Here is a 24,280-nt window from a genome sequence, read left to right on the forward strand (position 1 = left end):
CCCAAGGTTGAGAATCTCCCACTGAGCCAGCAATTAGCCCTTAGTGGGGGAGGATGTCAAAGCTCTTACCCTATAGGAAAGGAACATGATGGGGGATTTAGAACGCCTGCCAGTAGGCATAATTGGTGCTTCTGGTTATGGTGGCGTACAACTTGTAAGGCTCTTGATGGATCACCCAGGAGTCGATATAGTTTATTTGGGTGGAGAAAGCAGTGCTGGCAAGGGATTTGCCGAGCTTTACCCTCATCTAGGCCATCGTGTTAATTTAACCATTGAGCCTATTGACATAAATACTATTGTATCCCGTTGTCAGGTAGTATTTCTGTCCTTGCCTAACGGTTTAGCCCATAAGCTAGCACCATCACTGTTATCAAAAGGATTAAAAGTTCTCGATCTCTCAGCTGACTATCGATTTAGTAAACTTGAAACTTACAAAAGCTGGTACGGTGGAGAGCGCCACGACCAAGACACTGCTGCTACTGCTGTTTATGGTTTACCGGAACTGTATCGCGATCGCATTTCCTCTGCCGAATTAGTCGGTTGTCCTGGTTGCTACGTCACAAGCAGCCTGCTCGCCCTTGCTCCCCTGCTCAAACAGGGTCTGATTATTCCAGACACTGCCATTATCGATGCCAAATCCGGTACCTCTGGGGGTGGACGCCAGGCAAAAACCAATCTCTTACTAGCAGAAGCCGACAGCTCTCTAGCCCCTTATGGCGTGACCCATCATCGCCATACCCCAGAAATTGAGCAAATTTGCAGTCATTTAGCCAGTCATGAAGTCAGGGTGCAATTTACACCCCACCTCGTTCCCATGGTACGGGGAATCCTAGCTACCGTTTATGCCACATTGCAGGATCCGGGACTAGTCAGGGAAGATTTATTCACCATTTACACGGCCTTTTACCGCGCCTCTCCCTTTGTCCGGGTGTTAACCAGTGGCACCTATCCCCAAACCAAGTGGGCTTGTGGCACTAATCTTTGTTACATAGGGGTAGAAGTCGATACCCGAACTGACCGAGTTATCGTTATGTCAGTCATCGACAACTTGCTGAAAGGTCAAGCTGGTCAAGCTGTACAGTGCTTGAATCTGATGATGGGTTGGGATGAAACCCTAGGCTTGCCTCAACTGAGTTTTTATCCGTGAATCAGTTGTGGGACGGATGTGCAGAAGATACCAAAAGTAGGGGGAGATAGGAAAAAACCATTCCTCCTAAACTCCCCACCAAAAAACCTTAAACCTTAAACCTTAAACCTTAAACCTTGGCCAAAGGCCACGCGTTCGCGTTCAACCTCCTAACCTTCTAAGCCAATAACCTTCACCCCTGACACAGCGGTCCCATGCCACAAGTTCCAGCATAAATGGCGCGATCGCCTAATTCATCTTCAATCCGCAGCAACTGGTTATACTTAGCCACCCGTTCACTACGGCACAGAGAACCTGTTTTAATTTGACCAGCCCGAGTAGCAACAGCTAGATCAGCAATGGTAGTATCTTCGGTTTCCCCAGAACGGTGACTAATCACAGAACGGAAACCGTTGCGAGTTGCTAAGTCAATGGTTTCAAGAGTTTCGGTCAAGGAACCAATTTGATTAAGCTTAATCAAGATCGAATTACCCGCACCGATATCAATACCTTTTTGTAGCCTGGTGGGATTGGTAACAAATAGGTCATCACCCACTAACTGAATGCGGGAACCGAGTTTTTCAGTAAGTAACTGCCAATTACTCCAATCCTCTTCGTGGAGTCCATCTTCAATGGAAACAATGGGGTATTGCCCCACCAACTCAGCTAGATAGTTAACAAACTCCTCTGGTGAGTGAGATGCGCCATCATAGACATACTGAGCATCTTTGTAGAACTCGCTCGCAGCCACATCCATCGCTAAAGCGATTTGTTCCCCTGGCTTATACCCAGATGTTTCTATAGCCGCAATCAATAAGTCTAGCGCTTCTTTATTTGACCCCAAGTTGGGAGCAAAGCCACCTTCATCTCCCACACCGGTAAGCAATTTTTTCTCTTTCAATACCTTAGCCAAGGCGGCAAAAACCTCAGCTCCCCAGCGCAGAGCCTCTCGAAATGACTGGGCTCCCACTGGTACAATCATGAATTCCTGAAAATCTACATTATTATCCGCATGAGCACCACCGTTGATCACATTCATCAACGGAACTGGTAGTAGATTAGCTAGTGGTCCACCTAAGTAGCGGTAAAGGGGTAGTCCTTTACTAGCCGCTGCCGCTTTAGCTGTAGCTAGAGAAATCGCTAGGATGGCATTTGCTCCCATATTCTTTTTGTTGGCCGAACCATCCCGACGAATCATCTTGTGGTCAAGCAACATTTGGTTGAGAGCATCGTTTTCCAATAGGTCTGGGGCGAGTTTTTCTTTGATATTCGATACTGCCTTGAGTACCCCTTTACCACCGTAGCGACGGGGATCATTATCTCGTAGTTCATGGGCTTCAAAAGTACCAGTAGAAGCACCACTGGGAACTTGGGCAATTCCCACCGCACCGCTAACAAGGCGCACTTGGGCTTCTACTGTCGGACGTCCACGAGAATCTAATATCTCTCTGGCATCAATTGCCGCAATTGCAGTTTCTGATTTAGTCAACATGCTTTTTCCTCTAATTCTGTAAAGATTGCAACTGCCTTAATCGTTAAATCGCCCTAGGATAAGAAAGGCCTTGGCCGTTGGCCACGCTACGCGAACAGAACGTTACTTGTTTTCAATCTCCTAGTTAATCAATCATGTCAGCCATCTCAGCTCTTAGGAGCTGTGAGCTATCCGCTATTAGCGTGTCGCGTATGAGCCATGGTTGAAAAGCTGACTCCTTGGTGCTGATAACTGGGTACTGATAACTTAATGTTTACGATCAGAGTGTGCCACTTTAAGGTCTGGAACATCAACAATACACAGTTTTTTATACCTAGAGTATTGTTGATATAATCGCCCTAAATGTTTCCACCATACTAATGGTGATATGGCTCACGAAAATTGCTGAAAATAATCACAATTATTTTATAGTTGGCTCACAAATAACTAAAATTATTTTAAATAAGCTAGGGGAAGACTAGTTAAGATGGCTAAGTTTTAAGCACTCTTACTGACCGGTTGTTAAAGGCAATAATATACTATATGACTTCCTCCCCACTTCAGAAATTTGTGTTTAGGCCAGCATTGATTTCAGCAACAGTATTTGCTGCGCTGACCTTACCCGTAGGCTGGTTCGGTGCTCAGCCATTATCCATTAAAGTACAGGAGGAGCAACTATACTACGGTAATGTGCGAGATGCGGCAACGCCTTACCTGACCTTAGCAACGGTGATTAGCCTAGGAGCTGGTATGGCCAGTGTTGCCATAGCAGGATGGCAACAGTCTGCTCAACAGTCATCTCAACTTCAGTCACAGCTATCAGATCTAGCACAACAAATTCAAAAAAAGGAAGAATTATTAGAAAAACTTAGGCTTTCAGAATCCCAGCAGGACGTTCCTCAACACAAGCCTTTAGAAAAGAAGATCGAGAATCAGACATCGCCACAGCAGCCAATTAACTACACCGTCTATACTAGTTCTAGCTTCCAGTCAAACCGTGAACCACTGGTGACTAAGACTGGGTCGAGAGAAAATCAACCAGTAGCTAAATCTGCGGTGAAGGTGCCAGCCAAAAGCGGTGAGTACACGGGATTGACCGTAGGCCACGCTAGGGGAACGCATCCTGGTGTGGGTAATGGTAAAACCCATACTGGTCTTAAATCCTATTCTGAAGTAGTATCATTACCATCGGAAGATATTCAGCAACTTGAAAGTCAGCTGCAACAGGTCAAAGCTCAGATGAAAGCGATGCAAAAGGTTTTGCACAAGAAACACTTTGTGTCTACTTGAACACCAACGTTATGTCTAGCCCATCACCCATCGACCCCCAACCCCCATCGGGCTCAGAATTCGAGCTAAATCTGCTCAAACAGGAATATTTTTTCCTGCAAACTACTGTAGAAGATTACAACAAACAAATCTGGGTGATTAAAGCCTTGGGGATTACGGCCACTGGTGTGGTTGTGCGCATGGTCTTAAAAGAGAAAGACAATAGCATCGCCCTGATTGGGTGTGCTATTCCCCTGTTTTTCTGGATTCTAGAAAGTCAATGGAAACACTTCCAGCGTGGTTTCTATCCCCGTTTGGTACAAATTGAAGAAATTTTGACTCAGGAGTGTAATTTGCGCAGCCCAGCTATTTTCACTGGCTGGAGTCGTACCTTTAAGCGCAGTAATACTCCCAAACGTCAGGGCTATCTTTGGGATGGTTTATTAAACCGTAGCGTTTGCATTACTTATCTGTTAGAAATTGCCTTTCTTTTGGTATTATCGTTAATTAGGTTTTAGGTCTAATTGTGGTTCATTGGGGACTTTGTGTGCTAGGACGTCTCATGGTGGTTGAGTTACAAAAAATGAAGTCAAAAGTGCTCAAAAGCTTATCTGGAGAGAGATAAACTTTTGTTTATGGCAATTGTATGAAGCAAAATTATGCCTGGCAAACATTTCCTGGAGTACCGCTCTTTTAAAGATCGAATTGAAGCACAACTGCCTGAGATTTTGGCTGAGAAGGAATATAAAAAAAAGTTGAGCTAGAGGAGTCTAGTGATTCTGACTTCTGACTTCTGACATTCTGACTGGACTTCAATCATCCGGCAAAACAAGGGGCATCAGCCGTGATAGAATTTTCCATGAATGTCCGGTTGATGGTCACTGTTAACAATGAAGAATACATCGGGTTGATCGTGCTAGCCTAATAAAGGATTTTTATTCTATAGTACTGTTGCTTAAACAACAGACACAATCATTATATAGCAATTATAAATCAATGGTTATAATAGGAGTCGTAAGTATTTAGTTATATCCCAAATATGTGTCAGATATAATTCTGAATGGCTATATATAACAATAATCATTGTCTAAATTAGGAATATGAGTAATATGAATTTACTTACTGTATTAATAATGGTAGTGACCGGTTTTATTTTCGCCAGTTTTGTTGAATACTGGATACATCGCTTGATGCATTTTTCCCATAAAATTGGAGAACGTCACCGGGATCATCATCGTCGTAATGAAGGACAAGGGGTACTCTGGGAGTTCCGAGACTATCTCAAAGGCTCTTTGATTATCTTATGTCCAATGTTTTTTATTTCTTGGTCAGCGGGAATAGGCTGGTTTGTAGGCGGTCTAATTTATGCAGCTTTTTCCGCTTATGCCCATCAGTTACAGCATGATAATCCCACCAAATGTTTTTGGATGAAAATGCCTGTTCATTATGTTCACCATCAGTATAATATGTGGCACCATAACTTTGGTTTAGGGGTAGACTGGTGGGATCATGTGTTCGGTACTTATCAGTCGGTCGAATGGCTCACTGAAGAAGTATTGAATCAACCGGAACGAGGATTTATAGAACTTAGGTGGAAGTAAGGGAATTGATATATAGCAATTATCAGGACGAGTGAGGTACAATTTTCTGGTTTTTAGGGAGCAGGGAGCAGGGAGCAGGGAGCAGTGAAGAGGGAAGAGGGAAGAGGGAAGAGGGAAGAGGGAAGAGGGAAGAGGGAAGAGGGAAGAGGTAAAAACTAATGTGTACCTCATGAGTCGTAGAAACGCTATAATAGCTTACCCCAAATTGTTGATCACAATTGTTGATCATTACTTGGAAGTATCAATCACTACCTTAACCTGCAAATTCGTTAAGCCTGCAACTTTATGATTATCTTCTGAGTTAAGGCGAATTTTAACGTCTACAACTCTAGCGTCCACGTCAACTACAGGGTTAGTACTAAACACTTCTTTTTTCCCAATTTGCAAACCAATCTGATCTACAATACCGTTTAATTCCCCTGGAAAACCATCGCTAGTAATTGTTGAGCGCTGACCCAGACGAACTTTACTGATATCCGTTTCATAAACTTCTGCTTTCACATACATCTGCTCGGTTCGACCCAGTTCAACAATTCCCTGATCACTGACAATTTCTCCCGGCCAAGTGTGAATTTTCAAAATCTGACCGGTTCTTGGTGATCGCACGTAGGCTAAGTCTAGCTCTGCCTGAGCCTGTTGAACGCCAACCATAGCATCTTCTAGTTCAGCTTGGGCAAGCACTACGTCTACAGCACGAACTTCTGCAATTTGGTTGAGGGTAGCTTTCGCTTCAGTCTGCTGCTGTTGAATAGTGTTGATCGTTCTCTGGAGATTGGCTTGAGCTTCTTTGATTTGTTCTTGACCACTATCTACAATCTGCTTAAAGGTAACTTCTGATTCAATGACAAGCTTGTGAGCTGTTTCCTTTTCTAGGCACTTTAGGTCACGGTCGGAAGCGGTTACCGCACCATCAATATGTAATCTTTCAAAGCGATCGCATTCAGTTTTAGCATGACGCAACTGCGCTTTTAAACGCTCGATGGTTGCTTGTTGAGCTGCGGTTTTCCCTTTTAAATCAGCTTCTAAACCCTCGATGGTTGCTTGTTGAGCTGCGGTTTGACCCTGTAGTTCTGCTTGTAAATTTTCAATTCTTGCCCTCTGGGCATTAATCTGCCCTGGTTTAGCTCCCGCTTGGACTTGTTCGAGACGAGCTTGGGCAATTTTTACTTGTGTCTTGGCTCTTTCTAGGGCTGCTGAGAGGCGCTTATGGCTATCGAGAATCGCAACTATTTGCCCTGCTTTCACTTGCTCTCCCTGTTTTACAACTAGTTCAGCAACCCGCGCACCTTCTGCTAAAACAGTGCCCGACAGATGAATAACTTCTCCTTCAGGTTCTAAAAACCCTAAGGCAGCAACAGCATTGAGCTGTACTACAGTTTCTGAATCCGGAGGCGAAACCCTTGTAACACTTTTCTGAGAATATCGGAAGTTGTAGACAAAGAATATGCTCAAGGGAAAAGCGATCGCAAATGCTAGCAAGGCACGCCACAAACCTCTTTGTTGATCAGAATAATTGAATTTCATTTAAGAGAAAATTAATTGTCTTGAGATCTGACTAGTTCTCCTAATGTTTCCGATATAGAGCGAGGTTGCCAACCCAGTTCTTGCCCTGCTTTGGTGGCTTTAACTCGAACACAGCGATCATAAATGTAGTGAACGCGCTCTCCACTAATGGGGGGATTCCAAGCAAATAACTTGCCGATGGGGTCCAGTAGGCTACCTACTAGCCTCACTACAGGTTCTGGAGGTTCAGCGGGAATGGGAATACCAGTCTTTTGAGAGAAAATTTTAAACATTTCCCGGGTTGTTAGATCCCCAGCGGATATTATATAGTGCTCTCCTGGTCTACCTTTTTCTGCGGCAAGAATCATGCCATTAACTAGGTCATCTACATGAACGATGCCCGTAATGCGATCGCCTCCTGGCCACAACTTCAATCGCCTTTTGAGAAATAGCTGAATTACTGGTCCAAAATGGGGGTCATCAACGCCTAAGATACCAGAAGGCATGATACTAACAACGGGTAAACCTTGCTGGAAATATTGATCTACCAACTGTTGAGCTTGGTATTTCGTGCGATCGTAAGCAGAAGAAAAGTCCTGTTGAGTTCTGTCAAAGGTTTCATCCACCAACTGACCTTGGGTATCTCCAAATATTCCAATGGTGCTGCAATAGACCATTTTCGAGACCCGAGCAGCTTGGGCTACTTCTAATACAGCGCGGGTTCCTTCTACATTGACCCGTTCCATCTCCGCTTCATTGACTAATCCCAAGTCTACATAAGCCGCTGTGTGGAATACTGTATCTACATCGGCGATCCCTTCTTGTAAAACCTGCCGGTTGGTAATATCACCATACACTAGCTCTAGATCGCAGTTGGCGAGGCGGGATAAATTACTGGATTTACGCACTAAACCCTTGACAAGATAACCTTGTTGCTGTAAGTATTTTACCAAATGAGAGCCGGTGAATCCATTTGCTCCTGTTACAAATGCTTTCATAGTGATTTTTCATAAATGCGGTAAGTCTTATAAATTTTGCCCCCTGCGGCCTCAATCAGCTTACGGGAGGAATAGTTATCTTCCCATACCCAAGAAAGTTCCGCTCTTTGATAGGGTTTATTCTTTTGAATACTTCCCTGCATTCCTAAATAAATCAGGGCTAAAGGCACCATTTTTCGGCGATACTCTGGTAAAGAACACATGGCAATGACTCGGAGTTCATTAATCTGACGGCGATACCAAAGAAACTTGAGCATACCTAGCCAGTTGAGTTTACCATTGACCTGTTTTAGGGCAATATTGTAGTTCGGTAACCCCATCCAAAAGCCGATCATTTCGCCGTTATCTTCCGCAACTGGAAAAAGGTCTGGATCGACTAACTGTTGTAAATCCTTTGCTTCTTCGATAAATTCCTCTTCACTACGGGGAGTAGAACTCCAATTATTCGCAAAAGCTTTAGTAAATAAACCATAGATACTGCGACAATCTTGTTCAAATCCATGATTTTTAAGGCGGATGGGGCGGAAAGTAATGCCAGATTTACAAGCAATATGATAGGCTTTATCAAACTTATGGGGGAGAGGATTATCTAAGGGAAAATCATAAGCATAGGCATCTTTAGCTTTTGGCCAGCCAGCCTTTTCCATAAATTCTGGATAGTAGGGAGGATTATAGGGCATCATCATCATTGGCGGCGAATCAAAACCATCCACGAGGAAGAGGCAATTATTATGAATAGAGAGGTCTATTGGCCCCCGGATCGCAGTCATGCCGCGATCGCCTTTGGCGCGGCTGAGGCCTTTGGCCACGCTTTCGCCGTAGGCGACGCTGCGCGAACGCGAACGCCGATCGCGCAACCATTGGCAGGCTGTTTCTAAGAGTGCTTGGGCAATTTCAAAGTCTTCAACGCATTCAAAATAACCAAACAATCCTATTGGTTTGCCTTCTTTTTCAATCAGTCTTTGATTTACCGCCGCAACAATACGCCCCACGGTTTGCCCTTCTGAAATGGCAATAAACGGTTGTAGCTGGCCGTATTGAGTAAAAGGGCTATTGGGAGATAATTGTTTGGCAATGCTACTACGTATAGGTTGTACCCAGTTGGGATCGTTTTGATAGATTCTAGCTGGTACATCCAGAAAAGCTTCCTTTTCAGCAGGCGTAGTAACGGTAAGTATTTTGTAAGTCATAGGGCATGGGGCATCTTGGAACGATGAACGATGAACGATGATTTAAACATGCCTAATATAGCGTCTAATTTGAATCGTAAAATTCCTCAAGGAAGCAGTAATATGATTAAGAATTAAGAATTAAGAATTAAGAATTAAGAATTAAGAATTAAGAATTAAGAATTAAGAATTAGTGAGCACCTTAAATTAGTGAGCACCTGTTTCACCAATCAATTACAATTGCTATATTGCTATATTTTTAGGCTGATATAAAGCATTCCTTGTTGCTACCATCGCTGCGACAAGATGCTCAAGTTCCTCCTGGGTATGAAGCGCGTTGGCAGTAATGCGGAGGCGGGGTTTGGCTCTATACCAAATTGGGGATACCCAAATGCCGTGGTTTTCGATTAGGTGAGAGGCAAAAAGCTTGGGATTGAGTTCTGGAGGTAAAAATACTGGAATGACCTGGGTTTCTCCGATAGTAGTAAATTCATTCTCTGCCAAGAGCGATCGCAGATAACGAGTATTTGATTGAAGCTTTTGCACTAACTGGGGGTTTTCCCTAACTTGACGGATAGCTTCTAAAGCAGCAGCAGTGGTTGGCGCGGGGAGAGAAATAGTACCGATGGAAGTCGGACAAACATCCAATAGGTCAATTAATTCACGAGAATGGCTGCTAATTGCTGCCCCTGCTGAAGCGCCAAATTTAGAGAAGGTGGTCATAATTAATGGTACTATTCCCCGGTCAAGTACTTCCTGGGGGGTAATCCCGAAATGGTCGTAGATTCCTCCTCCACTAGCTCCAAGTGCCCCACTAGCATGGGCTTCATCCATTACTATCACGCTGCCAGGGTAATTTTCCAACAGGTCGAGCATCTCTGGTAAGGGTGCAATATCCCCTTCCATAGAGAAGACTGCATCAGAAATTACCATAATCCTATCGTTGGGCTGGGCATAACGTCGTAACTTACGAGCTAAATCAGCCCCATCGCAGTGGCGATAAGGTTTGACTCGAACATTGGTACTATGGTTAACAACTTTACCGGAAAGGTTTTTAGCATTGACTAAAGCGGAGACGATGCAACCGTGGTTGAGGACATCTGTCATAATCAAGGTTTCTCTGGTATTGCTAAAACCAGGCACTGGTGCTGCCAAGTGACAGAAACCATCAATTAAAGCCTGGATTGCCATCCAAGCATTGACAAATAAATGGGTATGGGGCAAGCCCTTAAAAGCAGAAATTTCTTGTTCTAGCTGACGATGTAGTTCAATACGACCACTCAAGGTAGGACAAGAACTATTAGACGTACCGTACTGGAGAATGGCATCGATCGCTGCTTGCTTGACGGCTTCTGATTGTACTAAACCTAAAATATCGTTAGTGCAAAACGTAAGAACCTTATGGCGAATGCCCGTAGCTTCTTGTTCTATTTCAACTAGATTTCCTTGTTTTTGGAAACAAATATATTGGTCGGGATAGATTCCATGGTTGTAAAGACCCTGCATATACTCTTGGACAACTTTCATGATTAATATTCCTCTTTAATTATTTGAAACTTTAAACTTACTGAGACGTTGAAACATTTGGTAATTAATTACAGCGTTCGTTAATTTTGACTCAGAAATCATTTTCAGGAAAGTTTCCCGGTCTATGACCATAACTTTCGCTTCTGAGTCAGAGGTTACGCGGACATTTTCTATACATTTTTCGCCTTTGAGCAGACCAATTTCGCCAAAGAAATTACCTCGCTCCAACCGTTCCAGCAAAACGGCTTCCGAGTCCTCGTTCTCTTGAATCACCTCGACCGTGCCTTCTATAAGGATGTAGAATTCTTTGGCAGGATCCCCCTGCCCAATAATGGTTAAGCCAGGTTCATAAGTACGCAGTTCTATCTTCGATGCAATCTCAGTTAATTTTTTGTCTGTCAGGGTTGGCAGTATTAAGGAGAGTTCCTCGACGTATCCTACTCCTAACTGACCATCTTTAATCCGCACAATTCGATCGGCAAGATCCAGAATCCGGTTGTTGTGAGTGACGATTAAAACAGCACTACCTTGTTGTTTGGCAAGACCCTGAATTAGTTCTACCACCTCTCGACCTGTTTTACTGTCTAGGGCAGCAGTCGGTTCGTCTGCTAATATTAATTTAGGCCGGTGGACTAAGGCACGAGCGATCGCCACTCGTTGTTTTTGCCCTCCTGAAAGTTCTCTAGGGTAGGCGTTTAGTCGGTGTTCCAGACCAACTTCTTTAAGTAAAGCTTCACTTTTAAGACGAGCTTGATCAGGATCAAAGTTTTTTTGTAGTTCTAGGGATACTTGTACATTCTGGCAGATATTCATAAAATCAAACAAATTGAAATGTTGAAAAACATAGCCAAGATTACGACGCAAATTAATCAATTGAGATTGACCAGCACCACGCAATTCTTGACCCAATATTTTCAAACTACCCTCTTGGACAGAACGCAAACATCCAATCAAGGATATTAAGGTAGTTTTTCCCGATCCTGATTCTCCAGTCAGGAATAAAGTTTCTCCTTCCTTGATAGTTAAGTTAATATTAAATATTACCTGTCTGCGTCCTCTCCCTTCTTGGTAATAATGATTAAGATTTTGAATAGCAACAACATTCTCCATTGAAGTCACTTTAGCTGAAAATATCGGCAGGATCTGCTTCTTTTAGCTTTCTGACAGCAATTAAACCAGAAGTTAAACAGATTAAACAGATCAGTAACAAAACAGCGATCGCCACACTGAATGTCATTTCAAACTTCAGACTTGTATCTTTAGCAAGCTGTTCGTACATAAAACCAGATAAAATCAATCCTGGAATATATCCTAAAATGGCCAAAATCAATGTTTGTTCTAATACAATCATTACCAGGGAATTGTGACTATGACCAATTGCTTTTAATGTAGCATAGTCTTTGATAAATTTTGATATTTTTTGATATAAAATTTGATATAGAATAATAGTTCCTACAATAATAGCACCGCTTAGACCAAAGCGAAAAATCAACCCCACCGGGGAACCGTATTCATAAAAATCCTTTTCTTTAGTAATTAACTCTGATTTGGATAAAATTTTTACATCATTAGGAAAATAATTTTCCATTTTAGAAATAATTTTCTGGGTGTCTACTCCTGGCTTTAGGTTAATTAATCCCAAATTTATTTCTTCTCGATTTCTCCCAAATATATTAAAAAAATTTGAATCGCTAGTAATTACAGTCCCATTGAATGTAGTGTTAGCACCTAACTGGAATAATCCGATAACTTCTATTTTTTTTAAGCCAGAATTAGTTTTTATTTCTGTAATCGCTTTTCCTTGGTTCTTGATATCAGATACTACTGGAGCTAATTCTGGTCGAGATTTTTCATCTAATAAAAACGCATTATCAAGTTTTAATTTATCTATATTATCTTCTATTCCTGGTAAATCAATCACTGAGGATGTCACAGGAAAGCCAATGACCTGAATTCTTTCTATAAAAACTGCTTTGTTTTTGGGATTTTTCCACAATATTATGGACATGTATATGGGGGTAAATGATTCTACTTCTTTAAAGGCTAAAGCTTGATATAAACGGCGTTCAGAAAAAGTCACTGGTTTAAGAACAGTAGTAGTTGAAGCACTCATTAAAAAAACTTCACTCTGAAAACTAGAAGGAAGTTGAACCAGACTTTCTAAAAAACCAGAGCGAAACCCGATTTGCATAAAGAGTAGAATAGCAGTGAAAGCAATTCCCAGGATAGCTGCTATTGTTTGTCCTTTCTGGTATTTTAGTTGCAGCCAAGCTATGGGAATTTTCTTAAACATAGTATAACGGTTTTAAATTAGGTGAGGTGCAAATCTGTTTTAGGGAACAGGTCATAGATATAGCAATTCTTATACCCATGAGGTACCAATCTCTGGGTTTTAGGGAGCAGGGAGCAGGGAGCAGGGAGCAGGGAGCAGTGAAGAGGGAAGAGCTAAGAGGCAAGAGTGAAAAAATAATGTGTACTTCATAGCTATGATAAACGCTATTCTAATAAAGAAAACTAAATATATGTAGCTCATAGCTATAAGCTACACTATCTATTTTACATCATCATAAATGATGATATATCAAGATTGCATACAAAGCAATTGATATAACTGATTTTTTTTGTAAATAAAATCTATTTTTTCAAAAAATATAAATAGTTTCTGTGAATTTATTTTTAGATAAGGAATTTTATATAAGAACTTTAATAAAGCTTGATGGCACCACAATCAGATTTATTATTTCAGTTGACAACCGTGGCTATACAGGGCAAACCAAGATTAAATGGTATAAAATTTAACAGATTTAAATTTAACAAGAGTACCAAAAATCTACAATCGACCGGTTAATTGTCAACAAGCCCGATTCATCAGAAAATTGAGTTAATTAGATTTTGTCTGTTAAAATTTATACCAAATTAGATGCCTTTACCCTACAGTACGTGGTTGAATAGTTTTGTCAGTCAACCAGCGTCTAATGACTCACTTAGCAGTTAAGACTATGCGCGTAATCATCCAACGAGTCAAATCCTCTCAAGTCCAAGTAGACAGAAAAGTTATTGGGAAAATAGGGCGAGGGCTTAACCTACTAGTCGGTATTGCGGATACTGATACGGAAGCTGAATTAGACTGGATGGTGCGAAAGTGTCTAGAATTAAGGCTATTTCCAGACGAGACTACTGGTAATGACCGTTGGGAAAAGTCGGTGCAGGATATAGGTGGTGAGCTATTGGTGGTTAGCCAGTTTACCCTTTATGGAGATTGTCGCAAAGGACGCCGCCCTTCCTTTAGTCAGTCCGCTGCTCCAGAATACGCTAGGGGATTATATCAACTATTTGTGGATAAGTTACGGATGAGTGGGTTGCGGGTAGAAACTGGTGAGTTTGGTGCGATGATGGATGTTTCTATAGAAAATGATGGTCCTGTGACACTGTTGTTGGAGAAAGAGGCATCAGTGCGCTAAGGGAATAGGGAACAGCGGATCTGGGAACGATAATTATAATGCTTCGATTATGACAGTGCCACCTTCCACTACAGCTTCAATCATTTGCCTTTGGGCATTTTCATTACCAACAACCAGCCGAATCGTTGCCTCACAGTTTGTGTTTACGACACCGTACATCATACATGTTGTTTGAGGCTCCGTGCGCCGAAACGGTGAACAGCTCGATGCCCAATACGAACAATCCAAGGCTGGGCATTTGGGAGTCGCTCAAACAAACTATTTGTAGCATTGAGAATATCATCAGCCAGCTCAAAGTCTCCAGTTTCAATGTCGATCGCTACAATTCTGCCATGATTGGCTGCTTCAACCAAAGGGCGTACTTGAGTCTGATAGATGTAATCTCCACGCCTACAAAATTCTTCTTTGCTATAGCGAGGTTGCCTAACTACCATTGGTTTGACCTCTGTTCAAGATTAGCGCAGACCTTGATTATAGCCTGAACTCAACCGTAAGCATTTCTGATATAGCAATCCTAAATCAATTGTCAGAATTTTTCTTGCCGACTCCCGATTCCCGATTCCCGATTCCCGACTCCATACAACTCAATTTCAGAGCATCGCATAAATCATAAGCCTCCTCTGCTAGTGTCCAGTTCAGGTCATGGTTACCAGGAACTAGAACAATTTCCATAAAATTTAAAAATTGTGTACTTAACCTATTTTATAAATCCTATAGATTGCTTTCAGTAATTTTAGTATTAATTTATCCATAGTATTATTTTTTTTATAAACTTTTATACATTCATTACCATGATATTAATGATATAATTGATATCATTATGGTTAGATATTTTTGATTATTAATGTAGTCTGAAAAGATAGAAATGAGTGAACCAATAGCTGACTATGACAATCCTTGGAAAGAAGCCTTACAAGCCTATTTTGAGTCATTTTTACAGTTTTGTTTTCCCGAAGTTCACACTCTGATTGATTGGAATCAGACACCCCAAGCCCTTGATACAGAGCTACAGCAGATAGTTGGTGCGGCTGAGTCAGGAAAACGGATCGCTGATAAATTATTCCAGGTCTGGCTCTGTGGTGGAAATGAAACTTGGGTGTTGATTCATGTAGAGGTACAAAGCCAAAAAGAATCAACCTTTGCCAAGCGAATGTACCAATATCATTACAGGGCATTTGACCTGTACGAAAAACCTGTGATTAGCTTAGCGGTATTGGGGGATGAAAATGCGTCTTGGTCTCCATCGTCCTATGAATATGGCTTGGGAGGTTGTCGGCTGAGTCTAGAATTTCCCATAGTTAAATTACTCAACTATGAGTCAATGTGGCAGGTGTTGGAATCCAGTACCAATCCCTTTGCAGTAGTGGTGATGGCTCATTTAAAAACCAAAGCCACCCATAAACAACCGATGGAGCGCAAGCGATGGAAGTGGTACCTGGTTCGGAGACTTTTTGAACAAGGTTATAGTAAAAACGATATAGTGAAGCTATTCCAGTGTATTGACCAGATGATGGCTTTACCGGAAGCGTTAGAACAGGAGCTGAATCAAGAACTCGAACGTTATCAGGAGGAAAGACGGATGCCTTTAATTAGTCGAGTGGAAGAAAGGGCAATGAAAAGGGGTCTGGAACAAGGACTTCAACAAGGACTTCAACAAGGACTTCAAGAATCTCGGGAAGGCTTTCAAGGGACAGTGGTTAAAATTTTACAAAAGCGGTTTGAATCGGTATCACCAGAAATGGTGGCAGCGATTAATGGCATAGACGATATCTCTGTGTTGCAACAGTTGATTGATCACTCTCTTGAGAGTAACTCCCTTGAGGAATTTGAGCAGCTATTGGCACAACATCACTCCTGACTCCCGACTCCCTACAACTCAATGGAATAATGATCCAAACCACCAAGTCCGGGACCCTGACCCCACCGTGAATCAGGTTTCCAAGCACCATTTTCTTCTTCCCGGCGGCGAGTGCGGACAGTGAGCTGATTACCGTTAATTTTCAGTAGATTATATTGCCAGGGATAAGCGGATCGTAGTTCAAAGGTGGGTGCGCCAAAGGTGCCAGCACAAATTCCATCGAGTTTGCGCCCACCTGGGCTGAGGTCGTAACGGAAAAGGCTAGTTTCCGCTTTGTGGATGTGTCCGTGGAGGAACAAGCGGAATCCAGCAACAGCGAGTAGTTGCATAAATCCTTGGTCGGTAATCCTATCGCTTCCATCACTATTCAGGGGATGGTGCCAAACTGCTATTTTCAGACAGTTGCCGTAATCTTTATTACGGCGAATCTCGGTCAGGGCATTGCTCAGAGCACCTGAGTGGATGCTAGCACGGTCTCTGAAGTGGTGATCCAGTTGCCAAGCGGAGTTTAGTCCTAGGATCAGCAAATTTTGCTCTGGGAGATGGTCGATAATGGCTTGCTGGTCATAGTCTAGGGGATAGGGTTGACCTTTGATGGCTTGATAGAAGTCACTGAAGTGGGCAAAGCGTTGTTGGTATTTAACCTCATCTCGGACTCGAATCACATCTTCACCTTTGATGTAGTGACCCTCTTTGAGTTCACCATCGTAGTCTTCGAGATCCAATAACTGATAACCCCGCTTTGCTAGTTTCCAGTTGAGGTCATGGTTACCGGGAACTAGAACAATTTGCTTCGGGTCTAGGGGGAAGTCTTGGCAGAGGTTGTCGAGAAACTGTTGTGCGGCCTGGTATTCTTGAGGAGTGGAATAATTGGCGATATCACCGGAGAGGATCAGAGCATCAAGGTTACGGATTTGAAGGTCTTGGGTGAGGTCTTGGGCGAGTTGGTTTGACCAAAGGGTAGCTTGCTCACCGGTGGTGATGTGGAGGTCCGAGAGGTGGAGGATGTATATGGTTTGAGTGGCAATCAGTTTGGGAGGATCGGCTTTGGGAGTGGGTTTGGGAGAATAGGTTGGGTTGTAGAATTGGCAGCGTTCTTGAATGGCGTTAAGGGCATCAATCGTATTATGAAAAATATATATATCATAAGTTCCTGCAAATTCTTCGTTGTTCAGGAGATTAATCAGTTTATGAATAGTTCTTTCTCGACCAACTTTTCCCAGAGCTTCTGCCGCGTTCCAACACAGATCATGGTATTTATGATCCAAGTATTTAATTAACGGGTCTATTGTGGCTTCTGTGCCGATATTACCCAGAGCTTTTGCTGCCATCCAACACACATCATAGTCGTCATCATTCAGGCATTTTATTAAGGCTTCAATCGCTACTTCTTTGCCAATTTTTTCTAAAGCTTCTACTGCGCTTCTACGCACCTCATAGTAGTGATCATCCAGGCATTTTATTAAGGCTTCAATCGCTACTTCTTTGCCGATATTTCCCAGAGCTTCTGCCGCGCTACTACGCACCCAATAGTGGTCATCATCTAGGTATTTCGTTAAGGGTTCAATCGCTACTTCTGTGCCGATATTTCCGAGAGCTTCTGCCGCACTACTACGCACAAAATAGTGGTCATATTCTAGGCATTCCATTAACCGGTTATTATTAAAATCTATACCGATTTTTGCCAGATATTTGACCGCATTAATAAGCATAGAATAGTGGTGATTATCTAAGCATTTAATTAGGGGATTATCTAAGCATTTAATTAATGGATATATCGCTAATTCTGTGCCAATTTTACCCAGAGCTTCTGCCGCACTACTACGCACAGAATAGTGGTCATCATCCAAGCATTTAATTAATGGATATATCGCTAATTCTGTGCCGATATTTCCGAGAGCTTCTGCCGCACTACTACGCACAGAATAGTGGTCATCATCCAGGCATTTTATTAAGAGTATAATCGTTTCTTCTGTGCCGATATTTCTCAAAGATTTTGCTGCACTACCACGCACAGAATAGTGGTCATCATCCAGACATTTTATTAAGGTTTCAATCGCTACTTCTGTCCCGATTTTACCCAGAGATTCTACCGCACTACTACGCACATAAGAGTTTTCATCATCTAAGCATTTTATTAACCAGTAAATTGTGGCTTCTGTGCCAATTTTTCCTAGAGCTTCTACCGTACTATTATGTACATAAGAGTTTTCATCATCTAGGCATTTTATTAACGGTTCAATCGCTACTTCTGTACCGATTTTACCCAGAGCTTCTGCCGCACTACTACGCACATAAGAGTTTTCATCATCCAGGCATTTTATTAAGGGTTTAAGCGCTACTTCTGTACCGATTTTACCCAGAGCTTCTGCCGCACTACTACGCACATAAGAGTTTTCATCATCCAGCAATTTAATTAAGGGTTTAATCGTGCCTTCTGTGCCAATTTCACCTAGAGCTTCTGCCGCGCTACTACGCAAAGAATAGTGGTCATTATCCAGGAATTTACTTAAGGGTTTAATCGCTATATCTTTGCCAATTTCACCCAGAGATTTTGCCAGATTTATAGACACATCTAAGTTGTCATAATCCAGTAATCTATCTAGAAAATTTATTAATGGTTTAATCGTCGTTTTCGTTCCGATTTTAACAAGAGTTTCTACCGCTAGAATAATCACATAATAGTTGTTGTCATCCAGGCATTTTATTAAGGGCTCAATCGTGGCTTTTGTGCCGATTACTTGCAAAGCTTTTGCCGCCACCCAACGCACATCTGAATTATCATTATCCAAGTATTTAATTAGCTCAGGTATAGCTTTTTCTAATTGAGTGATTGCCAAAAGTTGTACCTTAAGCAAGTTAGGAACATCTAACCCAACCACCAACCCAACAGTCTGCTCTTGAAACTCTGGTTTTACTGCTCCTGCTAACCAAGCTCCCAGTTGCCAATCCACTGCTAATCCTAACCTTACCACCCGCTGCGCTTGGGCTTCATGATCTACCAATTGCAGCATCAGCACCAGAGTTTCTGTCCATTTCAAATAATTGAGATAGTTCTGTTGTAACTCCCGATCACTAAGACTTGGTAATTGCTTCAATAAATATTCCGCTGTATAGTATTCTTGGATCAGTTGGTGTCTAAACTCAATCAAGTCTCCTGATTGTTGAAGCAAGTGATGGTTGAGTAAGTCTTTTAGCCAAGTCCTAGCGCGAACATCAGGATCGAGAAAATCCTTCTGACGTAGATAGTCAGCTAAAATTTCCTGGGCTTTGGTCTTGGAAATAGCAACAGTAATCTCTTTGGGATTATCCCCTGTTGTCATCAGAAACCCTAACTGTTGCAGCAGGTCTGGCCAAAATTCTCTGGATTCGTCAGAAACCTTAACATCTTGCTTGATGTTATCAGAATAGAACTGGGTAAATGAGCGAAACACTAACCCCAGATTGGACGGGATCTCTCCCTTATTTTGAAACAGGGCACATAGCATCTTCAATAGTAGGGGGGTTTGGCCAAACTCCCGTAAGCGATCGCCCAACTGTGTAAGCATTTGCTCTCCCTTGTCAGGCAAATACTTTCGGACAAACTCCTCTATTTGCTCTGGACTCAAGGGTTGCATTTCCAACTTCTTTTCAATCCCCAAGTCACCACCTACCCCTAAATCCCTAGTGGTGAAAATCATTGGAGTAGTCTTCTGGTATTTCTGCCGAAACTTAGTCAAATCCAGGCGTGCTTCTTGTGACGGTAACTCGTTTACCCCATCGATCAGTAGTAAGAATTCTCCCTGAAACAGTAGTGTTTTGATCTCCTTCGAGTCGAGCGGTTGACCAAGATTGCTTTCTAGGAAATCCTTCACTAACTCCAACACGGATGTCTGGTGATATCGCAGTTCCACCAGCACTGGAATTTTGTCTTGTATTCCTTCATCCCCCAACAATCGCACTAAGGCTGTGGATTTGCCTGACCCCGGACGTCCTACCAGCAAGACATGGTCAGCAGCATACTTCCGCAATCCTTCCAGCACAGGCAAGCGCTCAGTTTCTTGCTGATTGTGGTCTGTTTGTGGCTGCTCCGACTTGATGGTTTGCACCATCAGATTAAAGTTAAATAGCCCAGGGGTCTGTTGCTGATGCTTGCGCTTGCGGTCTTCGACATCGGTGAGGGTATAAAATTGCCACCATTGGGCGTACTCTTGACGGATTGATGCTAGATAGGAATCCCAAGTGACCATCTTAAAGGTTGAAGGTTAGTTGGTTGAACGCGCACGCGTGGCCAATAGGCCAAGGTTGAAGGTTGAAGGTTGAAGGGAACAGGGAGTAGGGAGTGGGAAAATGCGATGCGTGAGCATTGAGCCGCTATGCGATCGCTTTTAGCGGAAGCTGAGGCCAAAGGCCAATCGCGCTGGCGTAGTGGACTGGCACCCTTGTGATTAATCGTTGGTGGGCAGTGGCTATTCAGACAATTGCTAGATGATTTGATCTGTGTGCGACCCTGCCGACCCTACATCAAATGTAAAATCATCTAGTCTATTCTATAGCAGTTCTATAATGAAACCGAATTAGCTGATTCAAGAGGAGACACTAAGCTAATGCGAATGCTACACACAATGCTGCGAGTCGGCAATCTTGAGGAATCGATCAAGTTTTACTGCGATGTCCTAGGCATGAAGCTGCTCCGTCAGAAGGACTTTCCAGGGGGAAAATTTACCTTAGCATTTGTAGGCTACGGGGATGAATCTGACAACACAGTTATTGAACTAACTTATAACTGGGGGGTTGATCAGTACAACATCGGGGATGCTTTCGGTCATATTGCCCTTGGTGTAGACGATATCTACCAAACCTGCGACCAAATTAAATCCCTTGGTGGTAAGGTAGTGCGGGAGCCAGGACCGATGAAGCACGGTTCGACAGTGATTGCTTTTGTGGAAGACCCGAGTGGATACAAGATTGAACTGATCCAGCGCAAAGATCAGGAGTCTGCCCAAAAACCAGAAGCGACAGCAGTTGCTGGGTAATAACTATCTATAGCAATTCTACGACTTGTGAGGTACAAATTTCTGGTTTTTAGGGAGCAGGGACTTCGGAGCAGGGAGCAGGGAAGAGGGAAGAGGGAAAAAATAATGTGTACCTCATGAGTCCTATAAAAGCTATAATAACTATAGGGAGTCGGGAATCGGGGTAAGAAAATTGAGTTTACCTGGTAAGTATGGGAAACCCTATAAAAGCGATGCAGCGCGGTCTTGGGGGTTTCCCCCATGAGCGACTGCATCAAGACAATGTTTCCCATCTCCCTATCTCCCTATCTCCCTATCTCCCTATCTCCCTATCTCCCCACACTCTTCCCTGTTCCCTGTTCCCTGTTCCCTGTTCCCTTTGAAAACTGCTCCCTTTGACAACTGCTATAGCAACGATGAATCAAGCATCTACTACAAAAGGCTGGGCGAATGCGATCGCAAAACCGGCAACTGAATTTCCGCCTACTGCCCTCCCGGTCATCTCTGGCAAAATCCCAGAAGGGTTGCGAGGTTCTCTGTATACAAATGGTCCTGCACGGTTACAGCGAGGTGGTGTAGCGGTTGGACATTGGTTTGATGGTGATGGAGCAATTTTAGCAGTACATTTTACCCCTGCTGGTGCCACAGGAGTTTATCGCTACGTCCAAACTTCTGGCTATCAAGCAGAAGCTGCTGCTGACAAATTACTGTACCCCAACTATGGCATGACAACACCAGGACCTATCTGGAAACGCTGGAGTAAGCCAGTTAAAAATGCTGCCAATACCTCAGTGCTACCATTACCAAATAAATTGTTAGCCCTATGGGAAGGTGGTTATCCCCATGCCTTAGACCTGCAGACCTTGGAAACCAGAGGCACTGATGACTTATCTGGGCTAGGCAAAGGAGCAAGCTTTTCTGCCCATCCCAAGATTGATCCCAAAACTGGAGAGATTTTCAACTTTGGACTGACGGCTGAACTTAATAGCAGACTCAACATTTACAAGAGCAACTCCACTGGCAAAATTATCAAACAAGGGTCACTACAGTTAGAGGGTTTGCCATTAGTCCATGATTTTGTTCTGGCAGGGCCGTATCTAGTATTTTTTGTACCCCCAGTGCGAGTGAATTTCCTAAAAGTAGCTCTGGGTTGGTGCAGCTATGGTGATGCTATGGAGTGGCACCCCAATAAGTCAACCCAAATTATTATCGTAGATTGTGACAGCCTTAGTGTAGTCAGTCGCGGTGAAGCTGAACCCTGGTATCAGTGGCACTTTAGCAATGGTTATGTGGAGAAAGATGGCTTGATCGTGATTGATTTTGTCCGTTATGCCGACTTTCAGACCAATCAGTATTTGAAAGAAGTGGCTACTGGTCAAACTAAGACCAAAGCGAAAGGAACCCTGTGGCAAGCCCGACTCAATCCTGACACTGGTCAGGTTGTGCAGTTACAACAGTTATTGGATAGAAGCTGTGAATTTCCTGTGGTGCCGCAACAGCTAGTAGGACAATACTCACCTCATACTTATTTATCAGTACATCGCGAAGTCGTCGATATTAGTAAAGAATTATTGGGTGCAATTGGATGTTTTGAGCACCAAACTAGCACCTTGATTGTGGCTGATTTAGGTGAAAATCGCTATCCCTCGGAACCAGTCTATGCACCGGATAGCCTGAATCCTGACCAGGGTTGGATATTAACAGTTGTGTATGACGGAAATTCTGATACTAGTGAAGTGATGGTATTTGGTAGAAACACCCTAAATCAAGAACCGATATGTCGTCTGGGATTACCAAAGGTTATCCCCTTCAGCTTTCATGGTCAGTGGAAATCCAGGTAGTGAGCTTTTCAATTTACCTGATAAACTCACCTGAAATGTAGCTATTACTTACTGCAGAATATAGTTAATTTTTTAAGGTTCAATAGTTTCAACTTAAACAATCATAATTCTCTCGCCGTCCGGTTCCTGGAGGACAACTTTCCTCATTTAAAGCTAGTAATTGCTGTTCAACAGAATCAGACTGGTATCCCTTTCCAAAACTAGAATCCCCTAGGTAAACATTACTTCCTAAAATCGTAACTAACAGAGTAGACAACAAGATATAGCTTTGAAAACCCATGGTGGTGACCTTGCTCAAAGTTTCTACTCATTAATTCAATAAGTTTCTAGCAATATCCGCATAAATTTTAAATAAATTATCAAGTATTAAAAATAATAAATTAAGCAAAAAAACACTATCTTAACTTAATTAAAATTCAAAAAAAACGATAATTTTAGGGATATATACAAATAGCTTGATATTTAAAATAAGTGTATTTACGGATATGATTAGAGAGTCAAGCAAGGTAAACCAACCAGAGCAAACTTCTGGTTAATAAAATGTTGATTAGAGAAAAATGCTGCTAAGTATCTATAGGTTTTGTCTAGGGGTGTAATTTAGGTTTGGGATAGGGATCAGCAAGAGGAGTAGGTCTGAGAAATCTATAATTAGAGAAGATCCCCTGATCCAATCCTTAGCTGTTTAACGTAAGATGACCTCATTTCCCCGCCGCTACCATATCACCACCTTTGGCTGCCAGATGAACAAAGCCGACTCCGAGCGGATGGCTGGAATCCTGGAGGATATAGGCTTCCAGTGGTCAGAAAATCCCAACGAGGCTGACTTAATTCTCTACAACACCTGCACCATTCGAGATAATGCTGAGCAAAAGGTTTATTCCTACCTAGGAAGACAGGCAAAGCGCAAACACCAACAACCAGACCTGACCTTGGTAGTAGCTGGTTGTGTGGCACAACAGGAGGGAGAAGCACTGCTGCGGCGAGTCCCAGAAGTTGATTTAGTCATGGGACCGCAACACGCCAATCGTTTGGGGGATTTGCTAGACCAGGTATTTGATGGCAACCAGCTAGTTGCTACAGAACCAATTCATATTGTTGAAGACATCACTAAACCAAGACGGGACAGCAGCATTAGCGCCTGGGTTAATATAATTTATGGTTGTAACGAACGCTGCACCTACTGTGTAGTCCCCAATGTCCGAGGTTTAGAGCAATCCCGTACTCCAGAAGCGATTCGGGCAGAAATGGAGGAGTTAGGACGGCAAGGGTATAAGGAAATCACCCTATTAGGACAAAATATTGATGCTTACGGACGTGACTTACCAGGGGTGACTGAATCGGGGCGGCATCAGCACAACCTGCCAGATTTACTCTACTCTATTGGCAGTATACTGAGAATGCAGGGGGTCCGTTGGGCTACTACGCACCCCCGCTACCTTACAGAACGACTGATCCGTGCCTG

At 42.8% G+C, this 24,280-nt stretch carries 23 protein-coding genes; 10 read left to right on the forward strand and 13 right to left on the reverse strand.

Annotated features, from left to right (window positions below; all coding sequences use genetic code 11):
* Positions 1-88: 88 nt before the first annotated feature.
* Positions 89-1,147, forward strand: a complete 1,059-nt coding sequence (argC, locus tag F6K52_RS02375) for an N-acetyl-gamma-glutamyl-phosphate reductase (RefSeq protein ID WP_293073567.1) — start codon at positions 89-91, stop codon at positions 1,145-1,147.
* Positions 1,148-1,319: 172 nt separating this feature from the next.
* On the opposite strand, the gene eno is transcribed toward argC, so the two are convergent.
* The gene (gene eno, locus F6K52_RS02380; protein ID WP_293073509.1) at positions 1,320-2,618 is read right to left on the reverse strand and encodes a phosphopyruvate hydratase; all 1,299 of its coding nucleotides are present in this window, start codon (positions 2,616-2,618) and stop codon (positions 1,320-1,322) included.
* A gap of 522 nt (positions 2,619-3,140) precedes the next feature.
* Here eno and F6K52_RS02385 point away from each other — a divergent pair.
* From F6K52_RS02385 to F6K52_RS02395, 3 genes are all read left to right on the forward strand, one after another.
* Positions 3,141-3,887 (forward strand): hypothetical protein, encoded by a 747-nt coding sequence (locus tag F6K52_RS02385; RefSeq protein WP_293073512.1) that lies wholly within the window; start codon positions 3,141-3,143, stop codon positions 3,885-3,887.
* A complete protein-coding gene (locus F6K52_RS02390) occupies positions 3,884-4,384 on the forward strand; it encodes a hypothetical protein (RefSeq protein WP_293073515.1) in 501 nt (166 codons plus the stop codon). Before F6K52_RS02385 ends, F6K52_RS02390 begins: the two co-directional genes overlap by 4 nt.
* 591 nt (positions 4,385-4,975) lie before the next feature.
* Positions 4,976-5,467: a sterol desaturase family protein gene (locus tag F6K52_RS02395; RefSeq protein WP_293073518.1), complete on the forward strand. Its 492-nt coding sequence runs from the start codon at positions 4,976-4,978 to the stop codon at positions 5,465-5,467.
* A 22-nt stretch (positions 5,468-5,489) separates the two neighbouring features.
* On the opposite strand, the gene F6K52_RS02400 is transcribed toward F6K52_RS02395, so the two are convergent.
* The 7 genes from F6K52_RS02400 to devC form a co-directional block, all read right to left on the reverse strand.
* Positions 5,490-5,696, reverse strand: a complete 207-nt coding sequence (locus tag F6K52_RS02400) for a hypothetical protein (RefSeq protein ID WP_293073521.1) — start codon at positions 5,694-5,696, stop codon at positions 5,490-5,492.
* Positions 5,696-6,991, reverse strand: coding sequence for an ABC exporter membrane fusion protein (locus tag F6K52_RS02405; RefSeq protein ID WP_293073524.1), 1,296 nt, complete (start codon positions 6,989-6,991; stop codon positions 5,696-5,698). Before F6K52_RS02405 ends, F6K52_RS02400 begins: the two co-directional genes overlap by 1 nt.
* A gap of 11 nt (positions 6,992-7,002) precedes the next feature.
* Entirely contained in the window at positions 7,003-7,968 is a 966-nt protein-coding gene (locus F6K52_RS02410; RefSeq protein WP_293073527.1) for an NAD-dependent epimerase/dehydratase family protein, read from the reverse strand.
* Positions 7,965-9,158 carry a hypothetical protein gene (locus F6K52_RS02415; RefSeq protein ID WP_293073530.1) on the reverse strand — a complete coding sequence of 398 codons (1,194 nt, stop codon included), beginning with the start codon at positions 9,156-9,158 and terminating at the stop codon, positions 7,965-7,967. Before F6K52_RS02415 ends, F6K52_RS02410 begins: the two co-directional genes overlap by 4 nt.
* A 222-nt stretch (positions 9,159-9,380) precedes the next feature.
* Entirely contained in the window at positions 9,381-10,664 is a 1,284-nt protein-coding gene (locus F6K52_RS02420) for a pyridoxal phosphate-dependent aminotransferase family protein (protein WP_293073532.1), read from the reverse strand.
* 15 nt (positions 10,665-10,679) lie between these two features.
* On the reverse strand, positions 10,680-11,774 hold the full coding sequence (locus F6K52_RS36900; RefSeq protein WP_364415698.1) for an ATP-binding cassette domain-containing protein: 1,095 nt from the start codon (positions 11,772-11,774) through the stop codon (positions 10,680-10,682).
* A gap of 10 nt (positions 11,775-11,784) precedes the next feature.
* A complete protein-coding gene (gene devC, locus F6K52_RS02435; RefSeq protein ID WP_293073535.1) occupies positions 11,785-12,957 on the reverse strand; it encodes an ABC transporter permease DevC in 1,173 nt (390 codons plus the stop codon).
* A 706-nt stretch (positions 12,958-13,663) separates the two neighbouring features.
* On the opposite strand from devC, the gene dtd reads away from it, so the two are divergent.
* Positions 13,664-14,125: a D-aminoacyl-tRNA deacylase gene (gene dtd, locus F6K52_RS02440; RefSeq protein ID WP_293073538.1), complete on the forward strand. Its 462-nt coding sequence runs from the start codon at positions 13,664-13,666 to the stop codon at positions 14,123-14,125.
* A 33-nt stretch (positions 14,126-14,158) separates the two neighbouring features.
* On the opposite strand, the gene F6K52_RS02445 is transcribed toward dtd, so the two are convergent.
* The 3 genes from F6K52_RS02445 to F6K52_RS02455 form a co-directional block, all read right to left on the reverse strand.
* Entirely contained in the window at positions 14,159-14,287 is a 129-nt protein-coding gene (locus F6K52_RS02445; protein WP_293073541.1) for a hypothetical protein, read from the reverse strand.
* Complete coding sequence (locus F6K52_RS02450; protein ID WP_293073544.1) at positions 14,284-14,559, reverse strand: hypothetical protein; 276 nt, start codon at positions 14,557-14,559, stop codon at positions 14,284-14,286. Before F6K52_RS02450 ends, F6K52_RS02445 begins: the two co-directional genes overlap by 4 nt.
* Positions 14,560-14,644: 85 nt before the next feature.
* Positions 14,645-14,797: a hypothetical protein gene (locus tag F6K52_RS02455; RefSeq protein WP_293073547.1), complete on the reverse strand. Its 153-nt coding sequence runs from the start codon at positions 14,795-14,797 to the stop codon at positions 14,645-14,647.
* Positions 14,798-14,990: 193 nt separating this feature from the next.
* Here F6K52_RS02455 and F6K52_RS02460 point away from each other — a divergent pair, with 193 nt between their 5' ends.
* Positions 14,991-15,983, forward strand: a complete 993-nt coding sequence (locus F6K52_RS02460; RefSeq protein WP_293073549.1) for a transposase — start codon at positions 14,991-14,993, stop codon at positions 15,981-15,983.
* Positions 15,984-15,994: 11 nt separating this feature from the next.
* Here the strand turns inward: F6K52_RS02460 and F6K52_RS02465 are convergent, their stop codons facing one another.
* The gene (locus F6K52_RS02465; RefSeq protein ID WP_293073552.1) at positions 15,995-20,212 is read right to left on the reverse strand and encodes a HEAT repeat domain-containing protein; all 4,218 of its coding nucleotides are present in this window, start codon (positions 20,210-20,212) and stop codon (positions 15,995-15,997) included.
* Positions 20,213-20,569: 357 nt separating this feature from the next.
* Between F6K52_RS02465 and gloA the strand changes: the two genes are divergently transcribed.
* The 3 genes from gloA (at position 20,570) to F6K52_RS02480 (ending at position 22,818) form a co-directional block, all read left to right on the forward strand.
* On the forward strand, positions 20,570-20,998 hold the full coding sequence (gloA, locus tag F6K52_RS02470; protein ID WP_293072152.1) for a lactoylglutathione lyase: 429 nt from the start codon (positions 20,570-20,572) through the stop codon (positions 20,996-20,998).
* Positions 20,999-21,210: 212 nt separating this feature from the next.
* Entirely contained in the window at positions 21,211-21,360 is a 150-nt protein-coding gene (locus tag F6K52_RS02475; protein WP_293073557.1) for a hypothetical protein, read from the forward strand.
* Positions 21,361-21,393: 33 nt separating this feature from the next.
* Entirely contained in the window at positions 21,394-22,818 is a 1,425-nt protein-coding gene (locus F6K52_RS02480; protein ID WP_293073559.1) for a carotenoid oxygenase family protein, read from the forward strand.
* Between the two features lie 88 nt (positions 22,819-22,906).
* Here the strand turns inward: F6K52_RS02480 and F6K52_RS02485 are convergent, their stop codons facing one another.
* On the reverse strand, positions 22,907-23,116 hold the full coding sequence (locus F6K52_RS02485; protein WP_293073562.1) for a hypothetical protein: 210 nt from the start codon (positions 23,114-23,116) through the stop codon (positions 22,907-22,909).
* Positions 23,117-23,510: 394 nt separating this feature from the next.
* Between F6K52_RS02485 and F6K52_RS02490 the strand changes: the two genes are divergently transcribed.
* A partial coding sequence (locus tag F6K52_RS02490; RefSeq protein WP_293073565.1) for a MiaB/RimO family radical SAM methylthiotransferase occupies positions 23,511-24,280 on the forward strand: 770 nt, incomplete at its 3' end.

The sequence above is a fragment of the Moorena sp. SIO3H5 genome, assembly GCF_010692395.1.
In the GTDB taxonomy this organism is placed as follows: domain Bacteria; phylum Cyanobacteriota; class Cyanobacteriia; order Cyanobacteriales; family Coleofasciculaceae; genus Moorena.

Coding starts and splice junctions, on each gene's coding strand:
- F6K52_RS02395 (WP_293073518.1), top strand. CDS start 4,976: ATGAATTTACTTACTGTATTAATAATGGTAGTGACCGGTTTTATTTTC.
- eno (WP_293073509.1), bottom strand. CDS start 2,618: ATGTTGACTAAATCAGAAACTGCAATTGCGGCAATTGATGCCAGAGAG.
- F6K52_RS02445 (WP_293073541.1), bottom strand. CDS start 14,287: ATGATGTACGGTGTCGTAAACACAAACTGTGAGGCAACGATTCGGCTG.
- F6K52_RS02420 (WP_293073532.1), bottom strand. CDS start 10,664: ATGAAAGTTGTCCAAGAGTATATGCAGGGTCTTTACAACCATGGAATC.
- dtd (WP_293073538.1), top strand. CDS start 13,664: ATGCGCGTAATCATCCAACGAGTCAAATCCTCTCAAGTCCAAGTAGAC.
- F6K52_RS02405 (WP_293073524.1), bottom strand. CDS start 6,991: ATGAAATTCAATTATTCTGATCAACAAAGAGGTTTGTGGCGTGCCTTG.
- F6K52_RS02455 (WP_293073547.1), bottom strand. CDS start 14,797: ATGGAAATTGTTCTAGTTCCTGGTAACCATGACCTGAACTGGACACTA.
- F6K52_RS02450 (WP_293073544.1), bottom strand. CDS start 14,559: ATGGTAGTTAGGCAACCTCGCTATAGCAAAGAAGAATTTTGTAGGCGT.
- F6K52_RS02475 (WP_293073557.1), top strand. CDS start 21,211: ATGCAGCGCGGTCTTGGGGGTTTCCCCCATGAGCGACTGCATCAAGAC.
- devC (WP_293073535.1), bottom strand. CDS start 12,957: ATGTTTAAGAAAATTCCCATAGCTTGGCTGCAACTAAAATACCAGAAA.
- argC (WP_293073567.1), top strand. CDS start 89: ATGGGGGATTTAGAACGCCTGCCAGTAGGCATAATTGGTGCTTCTGGT.
- F6K52_RS02415 (WP_293073530.1), bottom strand. CDS start 9,158: ATGACTTACAAAATACTTACCGTTACTACGCCTGCTGAAAAGGAAGCT.
- F6K52_RS02400 (WP_293073521.1), bottom strand. CDS start 5,696: ATGATCAACAATTGTGATCAACAATTTGGGGTAAGCTATTATAGCGTT.
- F6K52_RS02460 (WP_293073549.1), top strand. CDS start 14,991: ATGAGTGAACCAATAGCTGACTATGACAATCCTTGGAAAGAAGCCTTA.
- F6K52_RS02480 (WP_293073559.1), top strand. CDS start 21,394: ATGAATCAAGCATCTACTACAAAAGGCTGGGCGAATGCGATCGCAAAA.
- F6K52_RS02385 (WP_293073512.1), top strand. CDS start 3,141: ATGACTTCCTCCCCACTTCAGAAATTTGTGTTTAGGCCAGCATTGATT.
- F6K52_RS02465 (WP_293073552.1), bottom strand. CDS start 20,212: ATGGTCACTTGGGATTCCTATCTAGCATCAATCCGTCAAGAGTACGCC.
- F6K52_RS36900 (WP_364415698.1), bottom strand. CDS start 11,774: ATGGAGAATGTTGTTGCTATTCAAAATCTTAATCATTATTACCAAGAA.
- gloA (WP_293072152.1), top strand. CDS start 20,570: ATGCGAATGCTACACACAATGCTGCGAGTCGGCAATCTTGAGGAATCG.
- F6K52_RS02410 (WP_293073527.1), bottom strand. CDS start 7,968: ATGAAAGCATTTGTAACAGGAGCAAATGGATTCACCGGCTCTCATTTG.